Genomic DNA, 20,030 nt, shown 5'->3' with positions numbered 1-20,030 from the left:
TCCTAGATTTCTAATAAATTTCTTCCAATGACGAAAACGTAAGCAGTGTCATGAATATGATGTTAATAAGGGGGCAATACAATGGCAAATCATTTATTAAGGTTATTTTTAGAAAGTAATTTGGCGAATCTGAAGAAAAATGGACTCTATAATGAAATCGATACGGTTTATGGAGCGAACGGCCCAATGATAACCATTGGCAATAAAAGTTTCATTAACCTATCATCTAATAATTATTTAGGGCTTGCAACGGATCCAAGATTAAAAAAGGTTGCTCAGGAAGCTATAGGTTCCCACGGGGTTGGATCTGGAGCTGTACGTACAATCAATGGGACACTGGATCTTCATGATAAACTAGAAAATAAATTAGCTGAATTTAAAGGGACAGAAGCGGCAATTGCTTATCAATCGGGATTTAATTGTAATATGGCGGCCATTTCCGCTGTAATGGATAAGCGTGATGTTATTTTTTCTGATGCTTTAAATCATGCATCAATCATTGACGGATGCCGACTATCAAAGGCAACGATTATCCGGTATGAGCATTCGGATATGGATGACTTAAGGAAAAAGGCGAAACAAGCAATTTCTTTAGGAAAATACGAGAAAATGATGATTATTACAGATGGTGTCTTTTCTATGGATGGAGATATAGCGAAACTTCCTGATATTGTGGATATTGCCGAAGAATTAAATTTAATTACCTATGTAGATGATGCACATGGGTCTGGTGTTACAGGCAACGGCTATGGAACAGTGAAGCAATTTGGATTAGAGGAAAAGATAGACTTTCAAATTGGAACACTATCAAAGGCGATTGGGGTAGTAGGTGGATACGTTGCTGGAAAAAAGGTCTTAATTGATTGGTTGAAAGCACGCTCCCGACCGTTTCTGTTTTCAACAGCTTTATCCCCAGCAGATATAGCGGCTAGCATAAAGGCGATTGAATTATTAATGGACTCTAAGGAATTGAATCAAGCGCTTTGGGAAAATGGTAATTATTTAAAACATGGGCTCGTAAAGTTAGGTTTTAACATAGGCAAAAGTGAAACGCCGATTACACCTTGTATAATCGGTGATGAAAAGGTGACACAACTATTTAGTAACCGACTGTATGATGAAGGTGTTTATGCTAAATCAATCGTCTTCCCTACCGTACCAAAGGGAACAGGGCGAATCCGGAACATGCCAACTGCCGCACATACGAAGGAAATGCTTGATCGAACCCTAGCAGCATATGAAAAGGTCGGAAGGGAAATGGGGTTGATTTAAAAAAGCTTGTAAAGAAGGAGGTTCCAATATGAAGCGTATCTTAGTTACTGGTGCACTCGGTCAAATCGGCTCCTTACTTGTAGAACAACTACGAACGATTTATGGTATTTCTAGTGTCATTGCAGCCGATATTCGAAATTCTTTGATGGCGCAAGAGGAAGGACCATTTGAAAAAATGGATGTAACGGAAGGTAAGGAGTTTTCGGCTATAGCGAAAAGGCATAACGTGGATACAATCATCCATTTAGCTTCTATACTATCAGCAAAGGCAGAATTCATACCATTAGAAGCATGGAGAACCAATATGACAGGTTTGCTCAATGGATTAGAAATAGCTCGAGAAATGGATCTTCAATTTTTTACTCCAAGCTCTATTGCGGCATTTGGCCACTCCACTCCAAAAGAAAACACACCTCAACTTACCATTCAACGGCCGATAACCATGTATGGTATTAATAAAACAGCAGGGGAATTACTATGTGATTATTATTTTAAAAAGTATGGGATGGATACAAGAGGAATTCGCTTCCCAGGGATCATTTCACATAATGAACCAGGGGGAGGGACGACAGATTATGCAGTAGAAATATATCATGCTGCATTAGAAAGAGGTGCATATACATCTTATCTTAAAAAGGATACGACGCTAGACATGATGTATATACCAGATGCATTAGATGCCATTATACAACTAATGGAAACGGACTCTAATAAACTAAAGAATCGAAATGCCTACAATATCTCCTCATTTGCCGCAGCACCAAAGGATTTTGCACAAGCAATCCGTAAACATATTCCCCATTTTCAACTTGATTATAAAATAGACCCAATCCGGCAAAAAATAGCTGATAGCTGGCCAAATCAATTAGACTGTACTGCAGCAAAAAGGGAATGGGGATTCCAACCAAAATTTGACCTAGAAAAAACGACGGAGGATATGTTTCGAAAAATTAAGGGGAAATAGAGAGGTTGCTCCTTGTATGACTAAAGGTGTACGACCTGCAGATATCTGATATCTGAGAAGTAGTACTGATATCTGAAAAGTAGTACTGATATCTGAGAAGTAGTACTGATATCTGAGAAGTAGTACTGATATCTGAGAAGTAGTGCTGATATCTGAGAAGTAGTGCTGATATCTGAGAAGTAGTACTGATATCTGGGAAGTAGTGCTGATATCAGAGAAGTAGTGCTGATATCTGGGAAGGTAGTACTGATATCTGGGAAGTAGTGCTGATATCAGAGAAGTAGTGCTGATATCAGAGAAGTGGTGCTGATATCAGAGAAGTGGTGCTGATATCAGAGAAGTGGTGCTGATATCTGGGAAGTAGTGCTGATATCTGGGAAGTAGTGCTGATATCTGGGAAGTAGTGCTGATATCTGGGAAGTAGTGCTGATATCTGGGAAGTAGTGCTGATATCTGGGAGGTAGTACTGATATCTGGGAAGTAGTACTGATATCTGGGAAGTAGTGCTGATATCTGAGAAGTAGTACTGATATCTTGAGAAGTATTGATATCAGAGGAAAGAATGCTGATATATATTAAGTACAGAATTATAAAAAACCAAAAAGCACTCCCTTATAAATATTGGGAGTGCTAAAGAATTAGCTTGCATACATTTCTTTAATTTGTTTCTGTAATTTCTTATCTCGCACGTATTCATCATAACTCATTTCTTTATCAATCAAGCCGTTTGGTGTGATTTCAATCAAACGGTTTGCAATACTATTAACGAATTGATGGTCATGGGAGGTAAATAAGATAGACCCTTTAAACTTCATTAAACCATTATTTAGAGATGTAATCGATTCAAGGTCTAAGTGGTTTGTTGGTTCATCCATGATTAACACATTTGCATGGGATAACATCATTTTAGAAAGCATACAGCGAACTTTTTCTCCACCAGATAGAACATTTGCCTTTTTCAAAGCTTGTTCCCCAGAGAACAACATTCTACCTAAAAATCCACGTAGGAATGTTTCTGTTTCATCTTCAGGTGAAAATTGACGGAGCCAATCTACTAAAGTGAGATCGCTGTTTTCAAAGAACTCCGAGTTATCTTTAGGGAAATAAGACTGAGAAGTAGTTACTCCCCATTTAAAACTACCTGCATCAGGTTCCATCTCACCCATTAAAATTTTAAATAGAGTTGTTTTGGCAATATCATCCGGACCAACAAAAGCAACTTTATCATCTTTATTTAACGTAAAGCTCACATTGTCTAAAACTTTCTTGCCACCAATCGTTTTTGTTAATCCTTCCACACGTAGTAAGTCATTTCCAATCTCTCTTTCAGGGGTAAAGGCAATGTAAGGATATTTACGAGAAGATGGTTTAATATCATCCAATGTAATATTATCTAGTAATTTTTTACGAGAAGTTGCTTGTTTTGATTTAGATGCATTTGCGCTGAATCGAGCAATAAATGCTTGCAATTCCTTAATCTTTTCTTCCTTTTTCTTATTAGCTTCTTGTGCCATCTTTGTAGCTAACTGGCTTGATTCATACCAGAAGTCATAGTTTCCAATATAAATTTGGATTTTACCAAAGTCAACGTCAGCAATGTGTGTACACACTTTATTTAAAAAGTGACGATCGTGGGATACTACGATAACAGTATTTTCAAAGTTAATGAGGAACTCTTCCAACCACTGAATTGCTTGAATATCAAGACCATTCGTAGGCTCGTCCAGTAGAAGAATATCAGGGTTACCAAATAAAGCTTGGGCGAGCAATACTTTCACTTTATCGTCCTCAGTAAGCTCTGACATAGTTAGCATATGAAGGGATTCATCAATACCAAGTCCTTTTAATAGAACAGCAGCATCAGATTCAGCTTCCCAACCGTTCATTTCAGCAAATTCACCTTCGAGTTCTGCAGCACGCATACCATCTTCTTCGGTAAAGTCACCTTTCATGTAAATAGCATCTTTTTCTTGCTTTACTTTATATAGGCGCTCATGGCCCATTAATACGGTGTCCAATACTTGATGATCTTCATAAGCGAAGTGGTCCTGTTTTAGAACAGCAAGACGTTCACCTGGAGTTAGAGATACATTGCCTGATTGAGGTTCGATTTCACCAGATAAAATTTTTAGGAACGTCGATTTACCTGCACCATTCGCACCGATTACACCATAACAATTTCCGGGAGTGAATTTTAGATTTACATCTTCAAATAATTTTTTATCGCCATATCGTAAACTTACATTCGTAACCGTAATCATGTAACTAAACTGCCTCCAATTTAAAAAGTAATCAAAGTTAGCTTACGTCATTTCACTAGATACGTCAATGAAAAGTAACAATTATTATAGAACAGCCGTAAAATAACTATTGAAAAATATAAAAAAAACTGTCATATTATAAAAAAGCGGAAGCGCCCGTTTAGGAATGTATGAAAGAGATATATAAAACATAAAAGCTTAAGGTATTCCGAATAAACTCATATATGAGAAGAGGGAAAGTCATGGAAGAGAAAGTAATATACTTATTGTTTACGAATACGGGTACCTTGTTAACGAGAGTGATTCGATTGTTTACAGGTCAATCGTTAACCCATGTATCTATTAGTTTTGATCAACAATTAATAGATGTTTATAGTTTTGGGCGTAAAAATGTGAGAAATCCTTTTATTGGTGGATTTGTGAAAGAAGATGTCCGTTGTGGTTTTCTAAGAAAATCGGAATGTGAGATTTATCAACTTTCTGTAGAAGATTTGGAGTATCATCGAATTTTGGAACGAATTTGTGAAATGGAAGCGAAAAAAGATGCTTATAAATACAATTTTATTGGATTATTTGGTGTTCTTTTACAAATTGAATGGAAGCGCAGGAATGCCTTTTTCTGTTCTCAGTTTATTGCTTCTCTATTAAATGAAGTAAAGCAAATTCAATTTTCAAAGTCTATTTGCTTCGTGAAGCCAGAAGATATACGAATGCTGGAAGGCCTTCATTTAATGTATAAGGGAGTTCTTGAAAGTTATTATAAAGAGGAGATGGAAGAAGAAGAGCAACTTCAGCGTTTTTTTCTACCATTCTATTTATCTAAAAAGTTAAAACGTATTAAAATAGCGAAGGGGTGAATTCCCTTCGCTATTTTTTCGCCTAAAAGCCTAACTATTCTAATGCATCTATTCCCAACGTTTTGTATGGAATTTGTATACGGAATGCCAAATCATTTGCTTCTAAATCTATCCGTTCTACCGACACGTTGAAATTACTTTTGATATCCATATCTGTTACTGCAACATATATTTCTTCATTCTTTGGATTAATGGTAACCCACTCGGGCATATCTAAATATTTCCCCATATATTCCATTATTTTCCGATTGGGTAATTCCAATAAGCCAATTGAAATGGAACGCTGCTTCAATATGATGTCACCATTTTCTTGAACAAATGGTTCTAGATGAACGGAAAGAGGAACTGTTGTATTAAAAACAGGTAGTTCTCCTCTTAACTGTACATCGTCTTCTAGTAGAATACGGTATTGATGTCTTGAATTATGAAGCACCTGTTCAAGGTAGGCATTAATCAATTCATTTAGATTTTGTTTTGTTGTTCGAACTACAAACTCCGAACTTTCATTTATTATGTCTTCTGAATGTGGCTTTGGATTCAATTCAGATACAGGCCAAAAAATAAGAATAAGAAGAACTATGAAGACCAGGATATTGAAACCTAATAAACTGTAAAATAGCTTTTTCCACTTATTATTTTCGTTTTTTGTCCCTTCTTGTGTATTCATGGTTTTCAACTCTCTTCACTCATAATGTCATGTGATATATATTCCAATACCCGTTCAGCAATTTTGCGATACCCCTGATAATTGGGATGAAAGTTATCTTCCGAAAATAAACTCGTATCTGTGTCCCGGAATAAATCGCTGGTTGGGACAAACGTTACATGATCATTCATTTCGGCAATGCTTTCTGTTGTGCTATTATAAGTTTCCGCAATAGTGTTTAACTCATCAATGTCTTGAAAATACTTTTCAAATGGATTATAGAAACCAACAAGGTAAATTTCAGCATTTCCATTTAAATTCCTTATTATATTTACGATTTTTCTGAGGTTCTGTTCGTAATGGCCTCTTTGCTCAATAAAATCGTTAAGTTTTAAATTCATAATATTCTCTTTTGCAACTTGCATAATATCATTTGCCCCAATGGTAACGAGGACAATGTCAGCCCTTTTAATAGAAGAACGGATTTCCCTTTCATTTAACCGTTCTAACAATTGGTTCGAGCGGTTTCCGCGCTTTCCGTAGTTTTCAAATTTTGCTATTTCATTATTTTCATTAATCGTTCGTTCCAATATTCCAACATATCCACCTTGGTTTGTTTCATCGCCTACACCTTGCGTTAAGGAGTCCCCAATTGCGACAACTCGTGTATGATTAGACAAGAAGAAGTTTAAGGTGGTTTCTAGTACTTCAGATATCCTGTCTGGAAGGGGCCTTTCCTCTTGAAGAGAAGTATGTTCATTAGGTGTATGTTCTTCCACATCCCTGTTTTCTATAGATGGCTCCGTCTGCTCTTCCGCTTTCGAGGGTTCTTCCTCTTGGTTTGTTACTTCTGCTCTTTTAAAGGTTTGCTGGCTAACAGGTGGGTTTAATTCACTTAAATAAGAAATAAATACGATTGCTAAAACTAATAAAATTCCTATAATAATAAGATATTTACGCTTCATGTCATCACACCTAAGTTGTTTACTTTATTTTATGGTAGTGTGAGTCGTTTCACCACAAAAATAATTTGAATGTTAATTATAACATGTTATATTTTCTATACCCTTATATTTTATTCAATAACATATGATTTAAACAAGAAAGAAGAAAAAGAGTTTAAGTCTTTTTTTACAAGATAAGATATATTAGAATAATTAAAATAGCAGAGCAAATTCAAGTACGAATTGCCCTGCTATTTTTGTATGATTTTCAGTTTTAGTGTTGTAAGCTCCCTTCTAATTACACAAGAGCTGCTTCGTTTATATTACCCCTTAATCGATTTAGTTCATCGTATGGATTTTTGCCAGAAATTACAGTAATTCCATTTGCTTTTTCAACGAAATCAAAGGATTCTTCATCTTCAATCCAAAGAATTTTTACTTGTTTATTCTCAAGATCTTCAATGGAAGAAGCAGATAGGGATGCACTTTTAACCCATAAAGCATCTACTTCATTTGGAATTTCTGCTAAGTTGTTAATAGAAACAATTTGAAACCCGAGTTTTTGTAACTTTGTTGCCGCTTCACTGTTGGAAACAGTTGTTGCAATTACTTTCTTTCTAATTCCTCCATTACGGTCAAATGGGGAAGAGAGTAACCATTTAATTGCGTCATCTTCTGTTTCTTTAATAACTGGAGCTTCACCAGTAGCTTTTACAATAGCTTGGTCTAGGTCTTTTAAGATGTCATCTGTTGATTCAAGCCCAATAGATAGACGAACAAGTTCTTCAGATGTACCGCTCTTCTTCAAGTCTTCAGCACTTAATTGTTGGTGAGTAGTAGAAGCTGGATGGATAATTAGTGATTTCGCATCCCCAACGTTTGCAACGTGAGATAATAATTTAATATTGTCAATAAGCTTTCTTCCTACCTCACGTCCACCTTTAATACCGAACGTAATGATTGAACCGAAACTATCCTTCAGGTATTTTTTCGCCTTTTCGTGGGATGGGTGATTTTCTAATCCAGGATAGTTAACCCACTCGACTGCTGGGTGATTGTTTAGGTATTCGGCAACTACTTGTGCATTTTTCGTATGTTGCTTAATGCGTAAATGTAAGGTCTCCAATCCTTGTAAAAATAGGAAAGCATTTTGTGGACTTAAACACGCGCCTATGTCACGTAATAATTGGACACGTAATTTTGTAATAAATGCTGCTGGGCCAAGGTCTGCATATTTTAACCCATTATAGCTTTCATCAGGTTCTGTAAACCCTGGGAATTTCCCATTCCCCCAATCAAAACGTCCACCATCTACAACGACACCGCCAATGGTAGTACCATGACCACCAATCCATTTTGTGGCGGAATGTACAACGATATCTGCCCCCCATGAGATTGGTTTTGTAACGTATGGAGTTGCAAATGTGTTATCAATGATTAACGGAATTCCATTCTCATGAGCAATGTCCGCAATGGTTTCTACATCGAATACTTGTAAACTTGGATTTGTAATAATTTCACCAAAAACGGCCTTTGTTTTTTCGTTGATAGCAGCTCTTACTGCTTCAGGGTTTGTTCCATCTACAAATTTAACGTTGATGCCATACTTTGGAAGAGTATTAGCAAAAAGATTGTATGTACCACCATATAGGTTGCTGTCGGCCACAATCTCATCTCCGGCTTCTGCAATATTCAAAATAGCAAATGTTATGGCCGCCATTCCTGATGATAGCGACAGGGCACCAACACCATCTTCTAAAGCTGCTATTCGTTGTTCAAACGCATCCAATGTAGGATTCATGATTCGAGAGTAAATATTACCAGGTTCTGCTAAACCAAATAAATTTTGCGCATGCTCGGTATCACGGAAAACATAAGAAGTTGTTTGATAAATTGGAACCGCACGTGAGCCGGTTGTTGGATCAACCTCTTGACCTGCATGAAGTAATAATGTTTCAGGGTTTTGTAAATCGAATTTAGACATAGATAATTCCTCCTTGAGTGTTTGATTGGTATGTTACTATTCCAAATCTGGAGGCAGAGGGGATGAAAAAAAGCCCTCTTCCTAAGAAGAGGGCTTCTATTTATACAAATAGCCGATCCTCCTCTTATCTTCCAGTTCATGTGACCTGTAGGATTTAGCACCGTAGAAAAGTAAGAGTTACTAACTTTCAGGTTGCCGGGCTTCAAAGGGCCTATTCCCTCCACCGCTCTTGATAAGAGATTTATTGATTAATGCTTAGTATAATGGTCGGGATTTTATTTGTCAATACATTTCAAAAAAATAAATAATTTTATCTTACCTCAAGCTTCTGGGGGAACAAAAAAGGTAGGTGGGAGATCAACTGTCCGTAAAAATCCGACTAAGGGGATGGAGGAAAACCTCCACAGATGGTTGTTCTTCTTTATACATTTAGTATTCTAACTATTGTATTTCCAGGGGCTTAAGTTTTTTTAAACCTATTCAATGAAACTTAACTAAATGCATATATATAAGTATGGAAATGGAAGGGGGATAAGGACGGATGGGAAAGAAATATAAACATATAGAAACAGCAATTATTCACGATGGTTATGAGGATAAAGAAATGTTAGGAAGTTTGGCACCACCCATTTTTCAGACGTCAACTTTTACATTTGATTCAGCAGAACAAGGGGAGTTGCGTTTTTCGGGGAAAGAAGATGGGTATATATATTCGAGACTTGGAAATCCTACTGTAACTATTTTGGAAAAAAAGATAGCTACGTTAGAAAATGGGGAGCGGGGACTAGCTTTTAGTTCAGGGATGGCAGCAGTCTCGGCTGTACTAATCTCCTTATCAAAAGCAAACGATCATATCTTATGCTCTTCAGGTTTATATGGGTGTACGTTTGGTCTTTTAACCATGATGAAGGATAAGTATAACATGAAAGTTGATTTTTCAAATATGGACACCGAAGAAGAAATCCGCTCCAAAGTAAAACCTGAAACAGCGGTCATTTATATTGAAACTCCGATTAACCCGACGATGCGTTTAGTAGATTTAGAAATGGTTTCCAAGGTTGCCAAGGAATTTGATATTCCAGTTGTTGTGGATAATACCTTTTCCACTCCTTATTTACAGAAACCACTTGATTTAGGCTGTGATGTTGTCATTCATAGTGCAACGAAATATATTGGCGGGCATGGAGATGTGATAGCAGGACTCGTGGTTGGGAAGAAGGAATTTGTGGATAAGGTTGCATTAACTACTTTAAAAGACATTGGTGGGGTTATGTCCCCGTTTGATGCTTGGCTTTTAATTCGTGGATTAAAGACATTACCTTTACGTATGGACCGCCATTGCGAAAATGCGAAGAAGATCATGGAACATCTCAAAAGTCACCCGAAAGTGGATAACGTATTCTATCCACATGAGTCAACAAATCCTGACTTTAGTATAGGGAAGAAACAAATGAGAAAAGGTGGGGGAATGGTATCTTTTGAGATTAAGGGAAACAAAAAAGATGCACAACAATTTCTTAATGCTTTATCGATGATAAAAATTGCGGTTAGTCTAGGTGACGCAGAATCACTCATTCAACATCCAGCAACGATGACTCATGCTGTAGTACCTGAAGAATCTCGTAAAAAGATGGGGATTACAGATCAACTAATTCGATTATCGGTTGGTTTGGAAGCATGGCCAGACATTTGGGACGATTTAAAACAAGCATTAGATCAGTTGAAATAAGGAATTGAATATCCACATGCCGAATCAAAGAAAGCGGGGATTGGGCGTGGTAGAATGGAATATGAAACAATATGGATGGAATACTAAACTTCAATGCATCGTTCTTATAATTAGTTAAATGAAGGAAAAGTAAGTATAATATGGATATATTATTCCTATAGGAAGAGGTGAAACAATGGGAATACTAACTTTTTTATTCGCTTTTATCATCGTAATGAACATTTTATTAGGTATTTCTATTGTTTTTCTTGAAAGGAAAAACCCACCATCGACTTGGGCTTGGTTAATGGTACTTTTATTTATTCCGATTTTAGGCTTTATCCTCTATTTAATTTTTGGCCGCTCCCTATATAGAAAACGTATTTTTACCTGGGATCGAAAAACATGGATAGCGTTCAGGAAGTCAGTAAAGGATCAGATGGGTGTTTTCCATAACCATCAGTTTCGGTTTAATAATCCGAATATGCAGGAGTATTCGGATATTGCCTACTTGCATCTACGAAATGATGATGCCGTTCTTACCCAGGATAATGATGTTCAAATTTTTACGGATGGAAAAAAAAAGTTTGATTCATTAATAGAGGACTTAGAAAAGGCGGAAGATCATATCCATCTTCAATATTATATAATACGAAATGATGAGCTCGGACAAAGAATTGCAAGAACATTAATAAGGAAAGCGAAGCAAGGAGTAGAAGTACGTGTACTATACGATGATTTGGGGTCTCGTTCGTTAAGTAAAAAATTCCTCCATAAACTTCGAAAGGAAGGGGTTCAGATTGAGGCATTTTTCCCTTCTACATTCTTAAAAATTAACTTTGAAATTAATTATCGGAATCACCGAAAAGCAGCCATCATTGATGGGAGGATTGCTTATATAGGTGGTTTTAATATTGGTGATGAATACCTTGGGAAAAAGAAAAAATTCGGTTACTGGCGTGATACCCATTTACGAATAGAGGGACATGCAGTAAATAGCATACAGACAAGGTTTGTTTTAGATTGGAACCATGCGTCAAGACGGGATATTTTATATAATAAACGTTATTATAATGCTAAACCTAGTGGTAATGTAGGAATGCAAATTGTTTCGAGTGGTCCGGATTCAGAGTTGGAACAAATAAAGTATGGTTACATTAAAATGATTTTATCAGCTAAGGAATATATTTACATTCAAACACCGTACTTTATTCCTGATAATAGTCTTTTTGACGCATTAAGAATTGCGGCATTTTCCGGTGTGAAGGTTAGGTTAATGATTCCGAATAAACCAGATCATCCATTTGTTTATTGGGCAACACTTTCTTATTCTGGAGAATTACTAGCTGCGGGTGCGGAAGTGTATATTTACCAAAATGGCTTTCTCCATGCCAAGACAATTGTAGTTGATGGAAAGATAGCCTCGGTGGGTACAGCAAATATTGATGTACGAAGTTTCCAACTTAATTTTGAAGTGAATGCATTTATTTATGACCAAGAAATCTCCAAACAATTAGTGGATGCCTTTAATCAAGATATAAAATTATCTACGCAGATGACGGAAAAACTATATAATAAACGTACGATCGGGATTCGATTTAAGGAGTCGATTTCTCGTTTAATTTCACCGGTACTATAATGGGAGGATATACACAGAAATGGAATTAGAAGCAAAGGCTTGTTCAGAATCAAGAGCAATAAAAACAACACTTGTACTTCCGCCAGATACGAATAATCATGGAACTCTTTTTGGTGGAAAGTTATTAGCACATATTGATGAGGTCTCGTCCATCGCTGCATTAAAGCATGCAAGAAAAAATGTTGTAACAGCATCCATGGACTCTGTTGACTTCTTATCCCCAGTAACATTAGGGCAAACAATCACAATAGAAGCATTTGTTACATATGCACACCGGACGTCTATGGAGATTTTCGTTAAGGTAGTAACAGAAAATGTAATAACGAGTGAAGAAAGAGTGTGTAATACCGCATTTTTAACGTTTGTGGCATTAGATGAAAATGGAAAACCAGATGTAGTTCCTGCCGTTTATCCAGAAACAGAACAGGAAAGGGCACTTCATGAAGCGGCTATCGAACGTGCAGAACAACGTAAAGCAAGAAGAAAACGTTCGAAAGAGTTTGCGGAGAAATTTGGATTTTAAAAATGAATGGGTGAGTGACCATACAGCTAAAAATGGTCACTCATGTTAAATAAATGATGATAACGTCTAATAGTAAATGTCAATTTTCTATGACTTTGGTTCAACTTCCTCATAGGTGATAAAGTCTTCTGCCCAATTTTGAATTTCCTTTATAACAGGTTCTAAAGCTTTCCCTTTATCTGATAGACTATATTCAATCCGAACTGGAAATTCAGAGTAAATAGTACGTTTAACAATTCCTTCCTTTTCAAGCGTCTTTAAACGATCAGAGAGCAATCTTCCACTTATAGGCAAATCAGTTTCCATCTCTGAAAATCGCTTCGGCCCTTGCAATAATTCAAATAATATAAGACCAACCCAGCGTTTACTAAGAAGTCCCATTGCTTTTTCAAATCGTGGACATAATTTCTCCATTCTGATCACCTCAATCTCATCTATTAATTACTAAAAGTAACTAAATGTCATTTTAGCAAAATCTGAACGATGAGTAAAGAACTTGGAGAAAATGGAATAAGCAATTAAGAAGGTATTTCATATGAAAAAGTGGAATAATAATAGTGGTAAAACTAATTAATTGGAGGGGAAAAGATGGTAGACCATCAATCACTGGAAAAATATGCAGAATTGGCATTAAAAACAGGAGTAAATTTACAGCCCGATCAAGCATTAATGATTAATGCACCGATTGAAGGAGCAGATTTTACAAGAATAGTTGCGAAGAAGGCGTATGAACTTGGTGCAAAGGATGTACATATTAACTGGTCAGATGACGAGTTAGCATTATTAAAATATGAAAATGCCCCAGATGAAGTTATCGGTTCATTCCCAGAATGGCGTGTCATGCTTCATGATATGTATGCAAAGGATGGAGCTGCTGTATTAAGCATTCGTTCTACCGATCCTGATTTACTTCAAAATATTGATCCAAAGCGAGTGGCAATGGCAAACAAAGCAGCAGGAGAGGCCCTGAAAAATTTTCGCAAATATACAATGAATGATAAAATACCGTGGTCTATTATTTCTATTCCTTCAGGCGACTGGGCACAAAAAATATTCCCAGATAAAACAAAAGCGGAAGCTATCGAAAGTCTATGGGACGCTATTTTAAAAATTGTCCGTGTCGATCAAGACGACCCAGTTGCAGCATGGGATGCGCATAATCAAACATTAAAGGAAAAGAGAGAAGAATTAAACGCTAAGAATTACAAGAAATTAATTTTTAAGGCTCCTGGTACGAACTTAGAAATAGAACTTCCAGAAGGTCATATATGGAAGGGTGGCTCTGCTCAAGCAGAAACAGGCGTAACATTTAATCCAAATATGCCGACAGAAGAAGTATTCTCTGTGCCACATAAATATGGTGTGAATGGAACGGTCGCTAGTACGAAGCCGTTAAACTATGGTGGAAGTGTGATTGATCATTTCAGTTTAACTTTCAAAGGCGGGGAAGTAGTTGATTTTAAGGCCGAGCAAGGGGAAGAAGTATTAAAACATCTTTTAGATTCAGATGGAGGGGCACGTCGATTAGGTGAAGTAGCTTTAGTACCGCATGAATCTCCGGTTTCTCAGTCTGGACTTATTTTCTATAATACATTATTTGATGAAAATGCTTCTTGTCATATCGCACTTGGAAAGGCTTATCCAACGAATATAGAAAATGGCTCAACCATGTCAGATGAGGAACTAGACAAACATGGTGTCAATGATAGCCTTATTCACGTGGATTTTATGATAGGCTCTCAAGAATTGGATATTGACGGGGTTAAGCAAGATGGCACAGTGGAACCAATTTTTAGAAATGGTACATGGGCATAAATAATAGCAGGCACAAGGGATAGGCTTTTCCCTTGTGCCTGCTTTTTTGGGTGAATCCTTCCTATGAAAACTAGGGGGATTCCCCATTGGGTTGTTTACGGTAACTCATAGGTGTTATGAGTGCCGGAACAAGCGCCAAAAAATCTAATTCGGTAACTCATCGACGTTATGAGTGCCGGAACAAGGCCAAAAAATCTAATTCGGTAACTCATCGACGTTATGAGTGCCGGAACAAGGCCAAAAAATCTAATTCGGTAACTCATTGGCATTATGAGTGCCCGAACAGACGTCAAAAAGTCTAATTCGGTAACTCATTGGCATTATGAGTGCCCAAACAGACGTCAAAAAGTCTAATTTGGTAACTCATTGGCATTATGAGTGCCCGAACAGACGTCAAAAAGTCTAATTCGGTAACTCATCTACGTTATGAGTGCCCGAACAAGCGCCAAAAAATCTAATTTGGTAACTCATCGGATTATGAGTGCCCGAACAAGCGCCAAAAAATCCAATTCGGTAACTCATCCTGTTTACGAGTGCTCATTTGAGAGTGAAGCGCATGATTCTGGTCACATCATACGAGAAGCAAAAAAGGCTATCGCCCAAAACCTATTGGGAGATAGCCTTCATATTACATCCATCCATTTTTCACAAGCACCGCTTTTATCATCGTATAATTATATTCTTCAGGTAATGCTTCTTTCAATGGCTTTAGTTTATCCTCGGTAATTTGACTTCGAGCTTCTAGAACCACTTTCTCTTCCTCTTCATTAAAAAAGATGTCCCAAGCAACAGGATGTCCATCTTTGTATGCTTTAAAAATATGATTTTCGATTGTTTGGTTAGACATATCACGTATGGCGGCGATATCCTTTAGTGATTTTCCTGACTGAAACATTTGGTAACTAATGAGATGACTTGGTTGATCATCTCCAGGTTGTTTCTTCGTTTTCGGTCTTGGTCTAGTATCTGTAATGCGAACTCTTTCTTTTACATCTGGATGGTCAGTTCTCCATTGTTGGATTACTTCTAAGAAAGCTTCTCCATATTGCTCAAATTTCTTTTCACCTATCCCTTTAATGGCAAGCATATCTTCCCTTGTTGTTGGAAAATAACGACTTAGCTCTTTTAATGTTGCGTCTGAAAATAAAATATATGGTGGAATTCCTTCTTCATCTGCAATTTTCTTACGAAGAGAGCGAAGACTCGAGAATAAATCTTCAAAGAAATCTGTTTCTTCGCTATTAGGAATGGTTGGTGCGAACATCCAAACACTTTCTTTCCCTTTCAAAATATCAACAGATTTTTGATTCAGTTTTAGAGTAGGATATTTTCCCTCTTCGGTTGAAAGCATTCGTTCAGCAATAAGGAGTTGAATCTGCTCTGTGATCTCCTTTTCAGTATAGTTAGACATGAGACCATAGGTAGTTAATTTATTCAATCCAAATGTATAAATCTTCTTATCCTTCGATCCTTTTAATACTTTTGCTGTCATCGTAACGCCAAACCGTTCACCCATTCGTTTGACACAAGAGAGTATTTTTTGTGCTTCTTCTGTGATGTCGGTCTTTTCTTGTCCTTGAATACAGTTACTGCATCGGCCGCAATTTTTTTCTGATTGATTATCATCAAAATAATCTAATATGAAATCTTGCAGGCAGCTGTGAGTGTGGCAATAATTCATCATTTCTTGTAATTTTCGATATTCATTTTGTTTCGCTGACTCGTCCATCAAGGATTGCTCAATCAGAAATTTTTGCAGTTGTACATCCTGCGGGGAGAAAAGCAATATGCAATCACTCGGCTCTCCATCTCGACCGGCCCTTCCAGCTTCCTGATAATACGATTCAATATTCATTGGCATCGCATAATGAATGACGTAGCGAACATTCGATTTATCAATTCCCATACCAAAAGCATTCGTAGCAATCATTACGTTCGTTTCATCATGAATGAAGGAGTTTTGTGCTTCTTTTCTCTCTGTTTCCGACATTCCTGCATGATATTTGGCAACGGACAACCCGAGTCGTGAAAGTTGTTCATATAAACTATCTGCTTGCTTACGTGTAGCCGTATAAATAATCCCAGATTCTACCTTATGTTCGTTTAAAAAAGTACGAATATAACTGGTTCTATCTTTCCCCTTAACAACGTGAAAGGCTAAATTGTCACGGGCAAATCCGGTATTGATAACATGATCGATATGTAAAAGGTTCTGAATATCGTGGATGACCTCTTCCGTTGCGGTAGCTGTAAGTGCTACAAACACAGGAATATTAGAAATTTGTTTTAATGTACTTACAATCGACCTGTAACTTGGCCTGAAATCATGCCCCCACTGAGAGATACAGTGAGCTTCATCAAAAGCTACTAGAGCAATTTGTATTTGATTCATGATGTTAACAAAGAGGCCAGATTCAAATCGTTCGGGTGCAACGTAAACAAATTTGTATCGACCTTGCATGACATCATTCAATCGGAGTTGCTGCTCAGATTGGGAAAGGGAACTATTGATAAAAGTGGCAGGGATACCATATGCGTTTAGTGCATCCACCTGATCCTTCATGAGTGATATTAATGGGGAAATAATGATAGCCGTTCCATCCATGGACAAACCGGGGATTTGATAACATAAGGACTTTCCGCCTCCTGTTGGCATGACAGCAAGTGTATTATTTCGTTGTAGGACATGCTCAATTGTTTCCTTTTGACCAGGCCGAAATGTCTCATAGCCAAAATACGTTTGTAAAACCTTCTCCTCTTTTGTGAGCATGAAACAATCCTCCTTTTTCATATGTCATATTGTTATTTTAATAGTTAATTATATTCTGGTGGTAATCCATGATTAAAACCATTTCTAAACCATTTTTAACATTATTAAACCATTTTAATACTATTATCCTATCATAACTTTACATAAATTGGGCTTTAGAAAGTAATTTTCCGCCTGAAGTTTGAGAGAAAATATTATTTTTGGTAAATTAGAAATCACCATGGCTTTGCACAAGTGATTGCAATCCTTTAATATAACATGGACAAAGAGAGAGGTGGAAAATGGGGGAAATATCACTACTTATTTCAATTGTTTTACTATCTTCGTATCATTATTAAACTTTTTTGAGCACAATTACATTAATGGTACAGTTATGGCGATTGTTTCGTTATTAACGCTTTTTGAATTAATAAGACAGTTAAGAAATAAAGATAACTCCTTAGCGAAAGGCTAATAGAGTACTAATTTTTAACATGTTAAATACTGATATACTAAAAAATATTTAAATATACAGGATTATATATATTGTTGATGGACCAACATGCATAAAACTCTGTATAAAATAAAGAATTAGGAATTGGGGGGTAGCTCAACGAATATTATTCCTCTATGGAGTTTAGTGTTACAACTTTGAAATGTGACTTTAGCAAGTGCACCGATAATTAAACAACTTTATTTTCCTCCGTTCATATTGGACACGTTCTAATGCCTTTTTGCGGTTTTGAAAATTAAACAACTCTATTGTTATGTAACAATTAGCGGTTTCTGGCGCGGAGTATTCATCTAACTTCTTAAATAAATCTATTGTATCTTGATCTAAACCTTCATAAAATCATCTTTCATATTTTATCACCTTTCCCATTTGGCTATGTTACCAAATGATGCTGTGTTATATAAATAGACATAACTAGTTTAAAAACAATCATTTTAAATGTTTTCAAGGTTTTTATCCGAAGCTTTTGTGATACAGTTAAAGTAACCCAGACAAATATTTCATCACTTATCGTTTATTTCTTTTTCATTGAGAGAAATTTATGCCCTTTTTATCTATACAAACATTAGCTCCATGTTTATCATTTTTTTATCAAAATGATTTGTTGCAACCGGAGTATAAATGGTATTGTAAACGCTATATGAATGTATGTTTGTGTATTGTGGAGATTTGATTGATTTTTTGGCTTTTCATTTCTTTCGGTGGTGGGGTGATTTATGATGGAGGAGGAAAATGTCATGAGGCATTTAAACATTCCAGTAGGAGCATCCTGATTTTTTTCGGCAGCCGATTATTCAATTCATCTTATAGAATGAAAAAGCTTGGAGCTTCTAAGGCAGAAAACTTGTTATCCAACAGAGCAAAGACATTCCAAAGACTTTATGGGGGCGTGAGGGCGCTGACATGTCTATCAAACTTAATTTAAAATAACCCGAAAAAGGCATTTTTGGGGGAGTATCACTTTTGTGCTAAATTGTTTTTCAAACTGATTGAATTTTTGTGATATCTATTGTATAACCCACTTTTTGTAAAATTCTCCAACGTCTATTGGCTCTTTTTAATAAAGTCACCCTCATTATCATTAGCATAACCTGTACTTATTAAAGTAAAAAATATCGCTATGAAACGTATAGTTACTATCATCTTCGTTTCAGTTTATCATCCTCTATTTTTTACTTAATTTACTTGCTGATAAAAAACTAGAAAAATTTCCTTTTTAAATTTACAATAGAACTGTAAACGTTTATATTTACTATTTATAAAGGAGTGTTAATTTTGAATGAAAGAGATAAACTAACATATACAATGATTTATTTAAACGCCTTTTTAGCATGCTTTTTGTTAATATCACTAATTTTTTCGTTTAATAAAACTTTTACGAATGTAGTAATATATGCTATTGTGATTTTAATATTTGTTTTTGGTTTTAAATATAAATTAAGTAAAAAAAACAATAATAAATCCAATGGAAATGAATAAACTATGTAACATTCATAAATAAAGGAGACTCCATACTATTATGGAATCTCCTTTATTATTTCTAATCTTATAGGTTTAAGTATCTAAACCACAAGCGGCAAGGAGACCAGTAATACCAAAAAAGTCTTTTATAGCGTCTTTGACCTCTGTGCTTGCCTTACCAGCAGCCCCATCTATTGCCTTATTAAAAGCAAGAGTCTTTTTATATCCGGCTTTTCTATAGGAATCATAAAGACTTTTAGCTTTTTTAACAAACTTTGTTGCTCCACCGGCTGCTTTAATAGCTGATTTTATTTTTGTAATTTTTAAAGGTGCAAATAAATTTGATCCTAGCGCCGCTAAGAGTGCTCCTGCGCAGCCAACCGCTCCGTATGTAGTTATTTCCTCTTTATTTTGATATTTATTTATTGCTATTTCAAAATTTGATTTTAATGCAGCGTTTTCTACATTATCTTTTATCCAATTCATTATAATTAAATCATCACCGCTATCAATAACTTCATCAGGAATGTTTTCAATAGCAAAAAGTAATTCCTCTAGCTGTTCAAATTCCTCGTCCTCTAAAGGTTCAGCGGTACTTGCATCTGCATAAGCTGGTCCAAATGTAGAAAAGATTAAACTGAATGCTAGTATAATGGATAAAAACTTACTAAAACTCTTCAAAACTAACAACCT

14 protein-coding genes and 1 riboswitch are annotated in these 20,030 nt (G+C 36.2%); of the genes, 7 read left to right on the top strand and 7 right to left on the bottom strand.

What is annotated here, in order from left to right; genetic code table 11:
- The first annotated feature begins 81 nt into the window (after window positions 1–81).
- Both MHI02_RS00070 and MHI02_RS00065 read left to right on the top strand, forming a co-directional pair.
- Entirely contained in the window at window positions 82–1,272 is a 1,191-nt protein-coding gene (locus tag MHI02_RS00070) for a glycine C-acetyltransferase (protein WP_047185137.1), read from the top strand.
- A gap of 28 nt (window positions 1,273–1,300) precedes the next feature.
- Window positions 1,301–2,236, top strand: a complete 936-nt coding sequence (locus tag MHI02_RS00065; protein ID WP_047185136.1) for an NAD-dependent epimerase/dehydratase family protein — start codon at window positions 1,301–1,303, stop codon at window positions 2,234–2,236.
- A gap of 638 nt (window positions 2,237–2,874) precedes the next feature.
- On the opposite strand, the gene MHI02_RS00060 is transcribed toward MHI02_RS00065, so the two are convergent.
- Window positions 2,875–4,497 (bottom strand): ABC-F family ATP-binding cassette domain-containing protein, encoded by a 1,623-nt coding sequence (locus MHI02_RS00060; RefSeq protein WP_047184487.1) that lies wholly within the window; start codon window positions 4,495–4,497, stop codon window positions 2,875–2,877.
- 242 nt (window positions 4,498–4,739) lie between these two features.
- Between MHI02_RS00060 and MHI02_RS00055 the strand changes: the two genes are divergently transcribed.
- Window positions 4,740–5,354 (top strand): hypothetical protein, encoded by a 615-nt coding sequence (locus MHI02_RS00055; protein WP_341165544.1) that lies wholly within the window; start codon window positions 4,740–4,742, stop codon window positions 5,352–5,354.
- A gap of 34 nt (window positions 5,355–5,388) precedes the next feature.
- Here the strand turns inward: MHI02_RS00055 and MHI02_RS00050 are convergent, their stop codons facing one another.
- From MHI02_RS00050 to MHI02_RS00040, 3 genes are all read right to left on the bottom strand, one after another.
- Window positions 5,389–6,021: a YpmS family protein gene (locus tag MHI02_RS00050; RefSeq protein WP_047184500.1), complete on the bottom strand. Its 633-nt coding sequence runs from the start codon at window positions 6,019–6,021 to the stop codon at window positions 5,389–5,391.
- A gap of 5 nt (window positions 6,022–6,026) precedes the next feature.
- Window positions 6,027–6,965 (bottom strand): SGNH/GDSL hydrolase family protein, encoded by a 939-nt coding sequence (locus MHI02_RS00045; protein WP_204798372.1) that lies wholly within the window; start codon window positions 6,963–6,965, stop codon window positions 6,027–6,029.
- A gap of 277 nt (window positions 6,966–7,242) precedes the next feature.
- Window positions 7,243–8,928, bottom strand: a complete 1,686-nt coding sequence (locus MHI02_RS00040) for a PLP-dependent aspartate aminotransferase family protein (protein ID WP_341165543.1) — start codon at window positions 8,926–8,928, stop codon at window positions 7,243–7,245.
- Window positions 8,929–9,049: 121 nt separating this feature from the next.
- Window positions 9,050–9,167, bottom strand: a riboswitch (SAM riboswitch).
- Between the two features lie 302 nt (window positions 9,168–9,469).
- Here MHI02_RS00040 and megL point away from each other — a divergent pair.
- The 3 genes from megL to MHI02_RS00025 all read left to right on the top strand — a co-directional run bounded on the left by megL (window position 9,470) and on the right by MHI02_RS00025 (window position 12,798).
- Window positions 9,470–10,657, top strand: a complete 1,188-nt coding sequence (megL, locus tag MHI02_RS00035; protein WP_341165542.1) for a methionine gamma-lyase — start codon at window positions 9,470–9,472, stop codon at window positions 10,655–10,657.
- A gap of 175 nt (window positions 10,658–10,832) precedes the next feature.
- Window positions 10,833–12,275 (top strand): cardiolipin synthase, encoded by a 1,443-nt coding sequence (gene cls / locus MHI02_RS00030; RefSeq protein ID WP_204798826.1) that lies wholly within the window; start codon window positions 10,833–10,835, stop codon window positions 12,273–12,275.
- A gap of 19 nt (window positions 12,276–12,294) precedes the next feature.
- Window positions 12,295–12,798, top strand: coding sequence for an acyl-CoA thioesterase (locus MHI02_RS00025; protein ID WP_047184493.1), 504 nt, complete (start codon window positions 12,295–12,297; stop codon window positions 12,796–12,798).
- A gap of 87 nt (window positions 12,799–12,885) precedes the next feature.
- On the opposite strand, the gene MHI02_RS00020 is transcribed toward MHI02_RS00025, so the two are convergent.
- Complete coding sequence (locus tag MHI02_RS00020; protein ID WP_047184494.1) at window positions 12,886–13,212, bottom strand: winged helix-turn-helix transcriptional regulator; 327 nt, start codon at window positions 13,210–13,212, stop codon at window positions 12,886–12,888.
- A 174-nt stretch (window positions 13,213–13,386) separates the two neighbouring features.
- Here MHI02_RS00020 and MHI02_RS00015 point away from each other — a divergent pair, with 174 nt between their 5' ends.
- Entirely contained in the window at window positions 13,387–14,613 is a 1,227-nt protein-coding gene (locus tag MHI02_RS00015) for an aminopeptidase (RefSeq protein WP_060668618.1), read from the top strand.
- Window positions 14,614–15,241: 628 nt separating this feature from the next.
- On the opposite strand, the gene recQ is transcribed toward MHI02_RS00015, so the two are convergent.
- Window positions 15,242–17,383: a DNA helicase RecQ gene (gene recQ, locus MHI02_RS00010; RefSeq protein ID WP_060668617.1), complete on the bottom strand. Its 2,142-nt coding sequence runs from the start codon at window positions 17,381–17,383 to the stop codon at window positions 15,242–15,244.
- A 2,047-nt stretch (window positions 17,384–19,430) separates the two neighbouring features.
- Window positions 19,431–20,030 (bottom strand): hypothetical protein (locus MHI02_RS00005; RefSeq protein ID WP_341165541.1); only part of this gene is annotated, 600 nt, incomplete at its 5' end.

The organism is Oceanobacillus sp. FSL K6-0118 (assembly GCF_038006665.1).
GTDB lineage: Bacteria > Bacillota > Bacilli > Bacillales > Amphibacillaceae > Oceanobacillus > Oceanobacillus caeni.
The sequence above is the reverse complement of the archived record's forward strand: the minus strand, read 5'-3'. Positions and strand labels throughout refer to the sequence as shown.